At 73.0% G+C, this 11,641-nt stretch carries 9 protein-coding genes and 1 pseudogene; 3 read left to right on the top strand and 7 right to left on the bottom strand.

The annotated features are described in order from the left end of the window. The 6 genes from ONA70_RS29965 to tkt form a co-directional block, all read right to left on the bottom strand. On the bottom strand, window positions 1-417 hold a 417-nt coding region (locus tag ONA70_RS29965), incomplete at its 3' end, for a 6-phosphogluconolactonase (RefSeq protein WP_265009853.1). A gap of 98 nt (window positions 418-515) precedes the next feature. Then, a complete protein-coding gene (locus ONA70_RS29970) occupies window positions 516-1,532 on the bottom strand; it encodes a glucose-6-phosphate dehydrogenase assembly protein OpcA (RefSeq protein ID WP_265009854.1) in 1,017 nt (338 codons plus the stop codon). A 31-nt stretch (window positions 1,533-1,563) separates the two neighbouring features. After that, a complete protein-coding gene (gene zwf, locus ONA70_RS29975) occupies window positions 1,564-3,078 on the bottom strand; it encodes a glucose-6-phosphate dehydrogenase (RefSeq protein ID WP_265009855.1) in 1,515 nt (504 codons plus the stop codon). Between the two features lie 38 nt (window positions 3,079-3,116). After that, the gene (locus ONA70_RS29980) at window positions 3,117-4,751 is read right to left on the bottom strand and encodes a glucose-6-phosphate isomerase (RefSeq protein WP_265009856.1); all 1,635 of its coding nucleotides are present in this window, start codon (window positions 4,749-4,751) and stop codon (window positions 3,117-3,119) included. A 153-nt stretch (window positions 4,752-4,904) separates the two neighbouring features. Further along, window positions 4,905-6,086: a transaldolase gene (gene tal, locus ONA70_RS29985; RefSeq protein ID WP_265009857.1), complete on the bottom strand. Its 1,182-nt coding sequence runs from the start codon at window positions 6,084-6,086 to the stop codon at window positions 4,905-4,907. Between the two features lie 16 nt (window positions 6,087-6,102). After that, on the bottom strand, window positions 6,103-8,241 hold the full coding sequence (gene tkt, locus ONA70_RS29990; protein WP_265009858.1) for a transketolase: 2,139 nt from the start codon (window positions 8,239-8,241) through the stop codon (window positions 6,103-6,105). A 267-nt stretch (window positions 8,242-8,508) separates the two neighbouring features. Here tkt and ONA70_RS29995 point away from each other — a divergent pair, with 267 nt between their 5' ends. From ONA70_RS29995 to ONA70_RS30005, 3 genes are all read left to right on the top strand, one after another. Further along, window positions 8,509-9,468, top strand: coding sequence for a heme o synthase (locus tag ONA70_RS29995; RefSeq protein ID WP_265009859.1), 960 nt, complete (start codon window positions 8,509-8,511; stop codon window positions 9,466-9,468). A 255-nt stretch (window positions 9,469-9,723) separates the two neighbouring features. Continuing rightward, entirely contained in the window at window positions 9,724-10,059 is a 336-nt protein-coding gene (locus ONA70_RS30000; protein ID WP_265009860.1) for a hypothetical protein, read from the top strand. Between the two features lie 6 nt (window positions 10,060-10,065). After that, complete coding sequence (locus ONA70_RS30005) at window positions 10,066-10,977, top strand: ATP-grasp domain-containing protein (RefSeq protein ID WP_265009861.1); 912 nt, start codon at window positions 10,066-10,068, stop codon at window positions 10,975-10,977. A 45-nt stretch (window positions 10,978-11,022) separates the two neighbouring features. Here the strand turns inward: ONA70_RS30005 and ONA70_RS30010 are convergent. Then, a pseudogene (locus ONA70_RS30010) lies at window positions 11,023-11,641 on the bottom strand (right-handed parallel beta-helix repeat-containing protein); the annotation flags it as partial.

The following is an 11,641-nucleotide window of genomic DNA, read 5'->3' on the forward strand; positions in this document are numbered from 1 at the left end:
GGCGTGCCCGGGCCGGGCGGCCCGGGCCAGTTCGTCCGCGTACCCGGCGGCGGCCGTCTCCGGGTCGTTGCCGGCCGGCCCGTCGGAGGCCGGCATCGGGTGGATCCGCGCCAGGTCCAGCGGCACCACGTCCAGCAGCGCCGCCCGGGCCTGCGTCTCGTTGCGTTCCGGGTCACCGGCCGGCAGGAACCGCTCGTCGCCCCACCAGACGTCGACCCGGGACCAGTCGACGGCGTCCCGGGCCGGCAGGGCCGCCACCGCCCGGTACACCGCCGCGGCGATCCGCCCGCCGGTCAGCACCACCGACGCCTGGCCACGGTCCGCCTGCGCGTCGAGCAGCTTCACCACCAACCGGGCCGCCACCGCCTGCGCCAGCAGGTCGGGGTCGGCGTGTACGGCGACACTCGCCTCACTCATCCATCGTGCCTTCACGTCCGGCCGCCCCACGGCGGTCACCTGTGCTGTCCGACCGCCGGATGCGGTCCGTGCGCCACCCGCCGGCGCGGCGGTTCCGCTCACGGGTGGGCGGTCGCGCCCGCGTGTGCGGTGACGCCGGCCTCGGCCCGCTGGGCGGTCGCCGGATCCTTCCACACGTGCACCCGCTGGGCCGGGCGCTGGTCCAGCCCGGAGAGGCCGGCGGCGGTGCCGAGCGCCTCCGCGTACACCTGGTCGGCGTCGAGGCGGCGCAGCTCCTCGGCCAGCTCGTCGCCGAGCGGGCGCCGGACCAGCGGCAGCGTCCGGTCCTCCTGGCCGGTACGCCGGAACCGGGCCACGCTCTCGTCCCGGGTGAGGGTCAGCTCGTCGCCGTTGGCGCAGCGCAGCTGCACCTCGCGCATCCGGGGGAAGTCGTCGGTGTGCTCCCAGACCGGGTCGATGCCGAGCCGGGCGGCCAGCCAGCCGCGCATCAGCGCTGCCGTCGGGTCGGCCCGTGGCGCGACCACCGTCGCCGCGGTGACCTTGGCCTGCGCCGTGTCGAACGCCCCGGCCACCAGGGTGCGCCACGGCGTGATCCGGGTCCAGGCCAGGTCGGTGTCCCCCGGCGCGTAGTCGCGCGCCCGCTGCCGCAGCGCGGCGATCGGGTCGGCGGCCTGCGCCGAGTCGGTGATCCGCCGGTCCGCCACCACGCCGAGGAAGTCCGTCGCGATCTCCTCCGGCGGCTCGCCGTGCCACCACGTCACCACCGGCACGTCCGGCACCAGCAGCGGCATCACCACCGACTCGGCGTGCAGCGCCAGCCGGCCGTACGTCCGCATGACCACCGCCTCGCACGGGCCGAGCCGGCCGCCGACGACGATCTCGGCGTCCAGCCGGTTGCGTTCCCGTTCGACGTCGGTGCGGACGACCACGAGCAGCCGGCAGGGGTGCGCCGAGGCCGCGATGGTCGCCGCCGCCTCCGCCTCCCGGACCCGCTTCTCGTCCACCACCACGATCAGACTGAGCGCCATGCCGCTGGCCACGCCACCCGCGCTGCGCCGCTCGGCGGCGAGCGCCTTGACCACCTCGTTGCCGGTGGTGTCCCACAACCCGATCAAGGGAGCCTCCTGGTTCGCTCGCAGTGCTCGCTCACGCTCTCCGCCAAGCCCGGCCCTCGCGGGCCAGCATCTCGTCGGCGGCCCGTGGACCCCACTCGCCGGCCCGGTACGGCTCCGGCTTCGTGCCGTCCCAGGCATGCTCCAGCGGGTCCAGCACCTGCCAGCTCTGCTCCACCTCGGCGGCGTCCGGGAACAGCGTCCGGTCGCCGATCAGCACGTCCAGCACCAGCCGCTCGTACGCCTCGGGGCTGGACTCGGTGAACGCCTCGCCGTACTGGAAGTCCATCGCGATGTCGCGGACCTCCATGGTCGTGCCCGGCACCTTGGAGCCGAACTTCAGCACCACGCCCTCGTCGGGCTGGACCCGGATGACGAGCTGGTTGGGGCCGAGCGACTCCATGTCGGCCGGGTCGAACGGCAGGTGCGGAGCCTTCTTGAACATGATGGCCACCTCGGTGACCCGCCGGGGCAGCCGCTTGCCGGCCCGGATGTAGAACGGCACCCCGGCCCAGCGCCGGTTCTGGATGCCGAGCTGCACCGCCACGTACGTCTCGGTGGTGGAGTCCGCCGGGACGCCCTGCTCGTCCAGGTAACCGACGGCGCGCTCGCCGCCCACCCAGCCGGGCAGGTACTGGCCGCGCACGGTGTCCCGGGAGACGTCCTTCGGCAGCGTGATGGCCTTGAGCACCTTCAGCTTCTCGGCCCGGATCTCGTCGGCGTCGAAGCTGGTCGGCTCCTCCATCGCGACCAGCGCGAGGAGCTGGAGCAGGTGGTTCTGGAGCACGTCGCGGGCGGCGCCGGCCGAGTCGTAGAAGCCGGCCCGGCTGCCGATGCCGACGTCCTCGGCCATGGTGATCTGCACCGAGTCGACGTACTTGGAGTTCCACAGCGGCTCGAACAGGTTGTTGGCGAACCGCAGGGCGAGGATGTTCTGGACCGTCTCCTTGCCCAGGTAGTGGTCGATCCGGAAGACGTCCTGCCGGGTGAACACGTCGTCCACCAGGTCGTTGAGCGCCTTCGCCGAGGGCAGGTCGTGGCCGAACGGCTTCTCCACCACCACCCGGCGCCAGCCGCCGGACTTGGCGTTGTCCGCCATGCCGGTGCGGGCGAGCTGCTTGAGCACCACCGGGAAGGCCGCCGGGGGGATGGAGAAGTAGAAGGCAGCGTTGCCCGCGATGCCGTGCGACTCGCGCAGGTCGTCCAGGGTCGCGGCGAGCTGGTCGAACGCGGCGTCGTCGTCGAACGACCCGCCGACGAACTTGATGTTGCCGGCCAGCCGCGCCCACACCTCCTCCCGCCAGGGGGTACGGGCGTGCTTCTTCGCCGCCTCGTGGGCCAGCGACTCGAAGTCGCCGTCGCCCCAGTCGCGCCGGGCGAAGCCCAGGACCACGAAACCGGGCGGCAGCAGCCCCCGGTTGGCCAGGTCGTAGACCGCCGGCAACAGCTTCTTGCGGGCCAGGTCCCCGGTCACCCCGAAGATCACCAGAGCGCACGGTTCCGGGATCCGCGGCAGTCGTCGGTCCTGGGGGTCGCGCAGCGGGTTCATGCCGCCTCCTCGCTCCGCTTCTTCCACGTCATTCATCGTCACGTCCGTGTCCGTCCGGCCGCATCCAGCAGCTGGGCGACGCCCGCCGCCCGCTCGGTCAGGTGCAGTCGCAGCACCGGTCGCGCCCGGCCGGCCAGGGCCTGCCGGTCGCCGGCGGCCTGGGCCGCCTGGAGCTCCCCGAAGGTGTACGGGCGACCGGGTACCGGCAGATCGTCGGTGACCGCGCCGGTCACCTGAAGGTAGCTGCCGACCGGTGGGCCGCCCTTGTGGTACTGCCCGGTCGAGTGCAGGTAGCGGGGGCCCCACCCGAAGGTCACCGGGCGGGTGGTCGCCCGCGCCAGGGCCGGGCGCAGCCCGGCCACCGCCGCGTCGCCCCGCCGGTCGAGGTACGCCGTCACCGCCAGGTATCCGTCGTCGCCGAGCCCGTCCAGCAGCTCACGTAGCGCGCCGACCAGGTCGGCGGGGGCGCCGGCCGGGGCGTACACCTCGACCGCGCCCTCGGTGAACGACGGCGCGTCCGCCGGCCGCCCCTCGGCGAGGATGCGGGCAGTGTTCGCCTTGCTCTCGGTGACGTTCGGCTGGTCGAACGGGTCGACGCCGAGCGCCGCCGCGGCGACTGCGGTGGCGTACTCCCAGGCGAGGAAGTGGGCGCCGAGCGGGCCGTTGACCGCCAGGTCGGCGGTGCCGGCCCCCGGGGCCTGGCCCGGGGTGAGGGCGCCGCCGTAGCTGACGGTGAGCACGTCCGGGCCGGTGGCGCCGGGGGCGTCCGGGGAATCCAGCACCACCGGCAGGATGCCCACCCCGTCCTTGCCGGTCGACTCGGCGAGCAGTTGCTCGGCCCAGTCGCCCAGCCCGTCGACGCCGGTGCCGTCGGGCGTCAGGGCGACGGTGGTCCGGCCGGTGGTGGCCGCCGTGCCGAGCGCCGCGCCGAGGGCCAGGCCCGGGTTGTCGTGGTCCCGCCCGAGCGACCCGGCGAGGGCGTCCGCCTCGTCGAGCAGGTCGGCCACCGCGACCCCGGCGAGGGCCGCGGGGACCAGGCCGAACGCGGTGAGCGCCGAGTACCGGCCGCCCACCTCGGGGTCGGCGGGGATGGTGACCACGCCCATCCCGTCGGCGGTCGCCTCCAGCGGGGAGCCCGGGTCGGTCACCACGACGAAGTGCCGCGCCGCCTCCGCCTCGCTCAGCCCGGCGTCCAGGAACGCCTGCCAGTACGCCCGCCGGTGGCTGTCGGTCTCCACCGTAGAGCCGGACTTGCTGGAGATCACCACCACGGTCCGTTCCAGCCGGTCGGCCAGGGCGGCGCGGACCTGCCCGGGATCGGTGGTGTCCAGCACGGTCAGCGGCCGGCCCAGGGTACGGGCGATCACCTCCGGGGCGAGCGACGAGCCGCCCATCCCGGCGAGCACCACGTGGTCCAGGTCGGCCAGCTCGGCGACCAGCTCGGCGAGCTGGGGGAGGAGTTCCCGGCTGCGGCGGTGGGTGTCCAGCCAGCCGAGCCGGATCTTCGCCACCGCCTCCGCGTAGGGGCCCCACAGGGTGGGGTCCTTGGTGGCCAGCCGGGCCGGGAGGTCCCGGGCGACCAGCGCCGCGCGCACGGACGCGGACGCGTCGACCGCGCCGTGCACGGACAGCCCGCCGGCGACCTCCGCCGGGCCGGCCAGCAGGTCGCTCATGCCGTCACCTCGCTCCGCTCGGCACCGGCACGAGGCGCCTCCGCCCGATCCTGATGATCGGCTCGCCGGCACTCGCTCATGTCGGGGCCCCGGGGGCGGGGACGGCGAGGCGCGTCCCGGGGCGGTGCCCCGGGACGCGTCCGGCGCCGTCGGTCACGCATTGCCCCCGGCCTGCGCGGCGGCCTGCGCGTTGCCCCGGGCGGCCCGGCCCGGCTGCCCGGCGCCCTTGGCCGCCTCGGCGAGGGACTTCGCGACCCCGTCGAGCAGTTGCTGCCAGCTCGCCTCGAACTTCTCCACGCCCTCCCGCTCCAGGGTGTCGATGACGTCGGCCATGTCGACGCCGACGGACTGCAGATCGGTGAAGACCTTGCGGGCCTCGTCGTACGCGCCGGTGACGGTGTCGCCGCCGCGCACCTCACCGTGGTCGGCGAAGGCGTGGATGACCGACTCCGGCATGGTGTTGACCGTGCCGGGCGCGATCAGCTCCTCGACGTAGATGACGTCCCGGTAGTCCGGGTTCTTGGTCGAGGTGGAGGCCCACAGCGGGCGCTGCGGGTGGGCGCCGGCGTCGGCCAGCTTCTGCCACCGCTCGGAGCTGAAGACCTCGCAGTAGCGCTCGTACGCCAGCCGGGCGTTGGCCACGGCGGCCTTGCCGCGCACCGCCTTGGCCTCGGCCGAGCCGATCTTCTCCAGCCGCTTGTCCACCTCGGTGTCGACGCGGGAGACGAAGAACGACGCCACCGAGCCGATCTTGGACAGGTCGTGCCCGTTCGCCCGCGCCTGCTCCAGACCGGCCAGGAAGGCCTCCATGACCTGCGAGTACCGGTCCAGGCCGAAGATCAGCGTGACGTTCACGCTGATCCCCTGCGCGAGGGTGGCGGTGATCGCCGGCAGGCCCGCCTCGGTGGCCGGGATCTTGATGAACAGGTTCGGCCGGTCGATCAGCCACCACAGCGCCCCGGCCTCGGCGACGGTCTTCTCCGACTCGTGGGCCAGGCGCGGGTCGACCTCGATGGAGACCCGGCCGTCGACCCCGGCGCTCGCGTCGTACGCCGGGCGCATCACGTCGCAGGCCCACCGCACGTCGTACGTGGTGAGCATGCGGACCGCCTCCTCGACGTCCACCCCACGGATGGCGAGGTCCTTGAGCTGCCAGTTGTACTCGTCGGCGTCGCTCAGCGCCTTGGCGAAGATGGTCGGGTTGGAGGTCACCCCGACCAGGTGCTGCTCCCGGCGGAGCTGGTCGAGCCCGCCGGAGCTCAGCCTGGTCCGGGAAAGATCGTCGAGCCAGATCGCCACCCCCGCGGCGGTCAGCTCACCAAGCCTGTCGGTCATGCCGTCCACGCTCCCCTCAGTTGCCGGTTGGGTTGCCGGTGATGTCGCCCACCCGGGTCAGTGCCGCGTGCGCGGCCGCCACGATCCGGTCGGGGGTGAACCCGAACTGCTCGAACAGCACGGTGTGCGGGGCGCTCGCCCCGTAGTGCTCCAGGCTCACGCTCTCGCCGCAGTCGCCCACGATCCCGCGCCAGGACATGGCGATACCCGCCTCCACGCTCACCCGTGCCTTTACCCCGCGTGGCAGGACCGACTCCCGGTAGGCCTCGTCCTGCGCGAAGAACCACTCCTGGCAGGGCATGGAGACCACCCGGGTGGGGGTGCCGCCGGCCTCCAGCCGCTCCCGGGCGGTCAGGCACAGCTGCACCTCCGAGCCGGTGCCGACGAGGATCACCTGCGGCTTGCCGCCGGACGCCTCGGCGAGCACGTAGCCGCCCTTGGCGGTGCCGTCGGCGCCGGCCAACTCGGTCCGGTCCACGGTCGGCAGCGGCTGGCGGCTGAGCGCCAGCGCGATGGGCCGGTCGGTGTGCTCCAGCGCCTGCCGCCATGCCCACGCGGTCTCGTTGGCGTCGGCCGGCCGGACCACGTCCAGGCCGGGGATGGCGCGCAGCGCGGTCAGGTGCTCCACGGGTTGGTGGGTCGGGCCGTCCTCGCCGAGCCCGATCGAGTCGTGCGTCCAGACGTAGACCACCGGCAGCTTCATCAGCGCGGCGAGCCGGACAGAGGGGCGCATGTAGTCGCTGAAGACCAGGAACGTGCCGCCGTACGGGCGGGTGCCGCCGTGCAGCGCGATGCCGTTGAGGATCGCGCCCATGGCGTGTTCCCGGATGCCGAAGTGCAGGGTGCGGCCGTACTCGTCGCCGGGGAAGTCCTTGGTGGCGTGCACCGCCGGGACGAAGGACGGCTCGCCCTTCATGGTGGTGTTGTTGCTCTCCGCCAGGTCGGCGGAGCCGCCCCACAGCTCGGGCAGCACCGGGGCGAGGGCCTCCAGGACCTTGCCGGAGGCGGCCCGGGTGGCCACGCCCTTGGCGTCGGCCGGGAAGGTCGGCAGGGCGTCGGCCCAGCCCTGCGGGAGGGTACGGGTGGACATCCGGTCCCACCGCGCCTTGCGCTCCGGGTTGGCCTGCGCCCATGCGTCGAACGCGACGGTCCACGCGGCCTGGGCCTCGGCGCCCCGGTCCATCACCTGGCGGGCGTGCTTGAGCACCTCGTCGTCGACCTCGAAGGTGCGCTGCGGGTCGAAGCCGAGGATCTGCTTGGTGGCCTTCACTTCGTCGGCGCCGAGCGCCGAGCCGTGGATCTTGCCGGTGTTCTTCTTGTTCGGCGCGGGCCAGCCGATGATGGTGCGCAGCGCGATGAAGGAGGGCCGGCCGGTCTCCGCCCGGGCGGCCAGCAGCGCCTGGTAGAGCGCCTCCACGTCCTCGTGGTAGTCGTCCTGGTCGGCGTCGCCGCGGCGCCAGTCGACGGTCTGCACGTGCCAGCCGTACGCCGCGTAGCGGGCGGCGACGTCCTCGCTCTTGGCGATCCGGGTGTCGTCCTCGATCGAGATCTCGTTGTCGTCGTAGATCAGGCAGAGGTTGCCCAGCTGCTGGTGCCCGGCGAGCGCGCTGGCCTCGTGGCTGATGCCCTCCTCGATGTCCCCGTCCGAGGCGATGCACCACACGTCGTGGCGGAAGGGGGAGTCGGCCCGGTCGGGGTCGGGGTCGAAGAGGCCGCGCTCCCGGCGGGCGGCCATGGCCATGCCGACCGCGTTGCCGATGCCCTGGCCGAGCGGGCCGGTGGTGGTCTCCACGCCGGGGGTGTGGCCGTGCTCCGGGTGGCCCGGGGTGAGCGAGCCCCACTGGCGCAGCGCCTTGAGATCCTCCAGCCCGAGCGGGTAGCCGGACAGGAAGAGCTGGATGTAGAGAGTCAGGCTGGAGTGGCCGGCGGAGAGCACGAACCGGTCGCGGCCGGGCCAGTTCGGGTCGGCCGGGTTGTGCCGCATGACCCGGTTGAAGAGCAGGTACGCCGCCGGGGCGAGGCTCATCGCCGTGCCCGGGTGGCCGTTGCCGGATTTCTCCACGGCGTCCATGGCCAGCACGCGGACCGTGTCGACGGCCCGGCGGTCGAGGTCGGACCAGTTGAGATCGGGAAGCTCGGGTCGGTTGGCAGCCACGATGGTTGTGCTCCTCGGCAGATGGGCGGAACCCTCACTGATGACCCTATCGAGCGGCCCTAAACGTCCGCCCGGGGATCTCTGCATGGTGTTCTGTGCGTGTCCGACCGGATCGTTCGCTCATCGCCGACTGTGACGGCCCGCACCGTTGTCGGGTCTGCGGGGCAGCGAAAACGACGACGCGTAGTGTGTGGGGCGGTGTGTTGACCCGGGACGGGGTCCGCCGCCGACCCGACCTCCCCCGCCGAAGCCGGAAGGTGGCAATCCGTGAGCATGATCACCGAGCGCCCCGTCAGCAACTCTGCCGGGCAGCCGCCGGTGGGCGCGGCGGCGGAGGTCTCGGCGACCGGGCGGCGGGACGTGCGGGCGGTGGTCGCCGCGTACGTGGCGCTCACCAAGCCGCGCATCGTCGAGCTGCTGCTGGTCACCACCGTGCCGGCGATGATGCTCGCCGCCGGCGGGCTGCCCTCGCTCTGGCTGGTGGCGGTGGTGCTGGTCGGCGGATCGCTCGCCGCCGGCGCGGCCAGCGTGCTCAACTGCTACATCGACCGGGACATCGACCAGCTGATGCGGCGCACCAAGCGCCGGCCGCTGCCGGCGCACACCGTGTCGCCGCGCAACGCGCTGATCTTCGGCCTGGTGCTCGCCGTCATCTCGATCGCGCTGATGGCCGCGCTCACCAACTGGCTGGCGGCCGGGCTCACCCTGGCCGCGATCGCCTACTACGACCTGGTCTACACGCTCTGGCTCAAGCGGACCACGGCGGCCAACACCTTCTGGGGCGGGGCCTGCGGAGCGGCCCCGGTGCTGATCGGCTGGGCGGCGGTCACCGGCTCGCTGGCCCCGGCCGCCTGGGGGCTGTTCGCGGTGGTCTTCTTCTGGCAGATGCCGCACTTCTACGCGCTGGCGATCAAGTACAAGGCCGACTACGCCCGGGCCGGGATCCCGATGCTGCCGGTGGTGGCCTCGGTCCGCCGGGTGAACGGCGAGATCATCATCTTCTCCTGGCTCACTCTGCTCTCCTCGCTGGCCGTCTGGCCGCTGGGGATGAGCCCGATCTACGGGATCACCGCGCTGGTGGTCGGCGGCGTCTTCGTCGTCGAGGCGCACAAGCTCTGCCGCCGGGCGGCGCGCGGCGAGGCGGTCAAGCCGATGCGGCTGTTCCACTGGTCGACCACCTACCTGACGATCCTCTTCGCGGCCGTCGCGCTTGACGCCCTGATGTAGCCGCGGCCCGTTCAGGGCCCCACGGAGCTGGGGGTGTCCACAGGTGGCGAAGTTCTCCAGAAATTTTTTTCGGGTAATGCGGTAGCGCCCCAACCTGGACAGATAGTGACGATCTAGCCCGTCCGCTTCGCCCTGATCTATCCGGCATATACGGGCGAATCACCTGTGGTCTTCCTTAAACCCGTAGGTAATTGGCATCACAATTAGTTCATCGTTCTCGCGCATGTGGGTGGAAGTCTGCTTAGGCTTCCCGTCATGGCAGATGGTTCCGATACGACGCTGACGGCTGACAAGACCGTCGCCGAGCAGGCCCCCAACGGCCTGGTCGCGGGCATCAGGTCGTTCGCCGCCGGGCACGGCGGGGCGAAGGCGGTCATCGAGTACGTCGGCAAGCGCGGCGCGCGCATCGTCCTCGTGGGCGAGGACGGGGCGTGGGCCGACCAGTTCGCGGACGGCACCGACATCGCCCGGGAGGCCTGCGCCACCGCGGGGGTCACCGTCGAGAACGCCTGGGAGCGTGAACTGATGGACCAGATGCGGCCGAGCAACGACCTCTGGCGGTCGATGGCCCGACGCACGATGGCCCGTTGACGTAAGTTGACCAACCACCCCCAGCCGACCCGGGGGGAACCCCGGGTCGCCCTCGTCACCTGTTCCGCCCTGCCCGACCTCGACCCGGACGACCGGCTCGTGCTCGGCCCGCTCGCCGCGCGCGGCATCACCGCCGAGCCGGCGCGCTGGGACGACTCGGCCGTGGACTGGTCCGGCTACGACCTGGTCGTGCTCCGCTCACCGTGGGACTACGCACTGCGGCACGGCGAGTTCGTGGCCTGGGCGCAGAACGTCCCGCGCCTGGTCAACCCCGCCGATGTGGTCGCCTGGAACACGGACAAGCGCTACCTCGCGGAGCTGTCCGCGGCGGGCGTGCCGACCGTGCCGACGACCTGGATCGAGCCGGGGCAGCACTGGACCCCGCCCGCCGACGCCGGCGAGTACGTGATCAAGCCGGCGGTCAGCGCCGGCAGCCAGGACACCGGCCGGTACGACCTGGCCGACCCGGAGCACCGGGAGCTGGCCGTGGCGCACGTACGGCGGCTCGCCGCCGCCGGCCGGGTCACCATGGTCCAGCCGTACCTGGGCGCGGTGGACACCGCCGGGGAGACCGCGCTGCTCTTCCTGGCCGGGCCCGACGGCCTGGCGTTCAGCCACGCGATCCGCAAGGGGCCGATGCTGACCGGCCCCGATGAGGGTGTGGCCGGGCTCTACAAGGAGGAGCAGATCGACGCCCGGACGGCCACCCCGGAGCAGCTCGACACCGCGGAGAAGACCCTCGCGGTGGTCCCGGGCGGCACGGACCGGCTGCTCTACGCCCGGGTCGACCTGATCCCCGGCCCGGACGGCGCGCCCGTCCTGGTCGAGCTGGAGCTCACCGAGCCCAGCCTGTTCATCGGGTACGCCGACGGCGCCCCCGACCGCCTCGCCGCGGCGATCGCCACCCACCTGCACTGACTCCGTGCCCTCCGGGTGCCGGGACGACCGGCACCCGGAGGCTCCTCAGCCGTTCTCCTGGTGGTTGCGCTGCCAGTGCCCGCCCACCGGCGGGGTGTCCAGGCGTACCGCTCCCGCCGCGTTGTCGGCGAAGTCGTTGTCCTCGACCCGGCAGGACACGCAGCTGCCCTGCCCGGTGACCCACAGCCCGTACGTCTGGGTCTGGTCGTCGCGGTGGTCCCAGATCCGGTTGGCCCGCACGGAGGCGGAGTCGAACGGGGCGTTGACGGTGATCCCGGCGCGGATCGGCGGCCGGTCCGGCAACTCGTAGCGCGTCCCGGGCGGCGGGGTGTCCTCGTTCCAGCCGGTGACCGAGTCCGGCCGCACCTCGGCGAGGCGCAGTTCGGTGTCGGTGTTCGCGACGACCACCGCGGTCCGCGAGCCCACCCGGACGACCTTCCCCCGGTGCCCGTCGGACGGCCAGTGCGCCGCCGAGTCGACCATCTTCCGGTGGCCATAGCGGACCGACTCGCCGGCCCCGCTCGTCGCCGGCGCGCAGCGGCGGCCGTTGTTGCGGATCCGGTTGTTCACCACCGTGGCGTCGGTCATCGGCCGGTCGATCCGGATGCCGTCCAGCCCGTTCTCCCAGATCTCGTTCCCGTCGAGCACCACGTCGGCGGCCGCC

Source organism: Micromonospora yasonensis (assembly GCF_026013475.1).
GTDB classification, from domain to species: Bacteria; Actinomycetota; Actinomycetes; order Mycobacteriales; family Micromonosporaceae; genus Micromonospora; species Micromonospora yasonensis.

Coding starts and splice junctions, on each gene's coding strand:
- tal (WP_265009857.1), bottom strand. CDS start 6,086: ATGACCGACAGGCTTGGTGAGCTGACCGCCGCGGGGGTGGCGATCTGG.
- zwf (WP_265009855.1), bottom strand. CDS start 3,078: ATGAACCCGCTGCGCGACCCCCAGGACCGACGACTGCCGCGGATCCCG.
- ONA70_RS29980 (WP_265009856.1), bottom strand. CDS start 4,751: ATGAGCGACCTGCTGGCCGGCCCGGCGGAGGTCGCCGGCGGGCTGTCC.
- ONA70_RS30000 (WP_265009860.1), top strand. CDS start 9,724: ATGGCAGATGGTTCCGATACGACGCTGACGGCTGACAAGACCGTCGCC.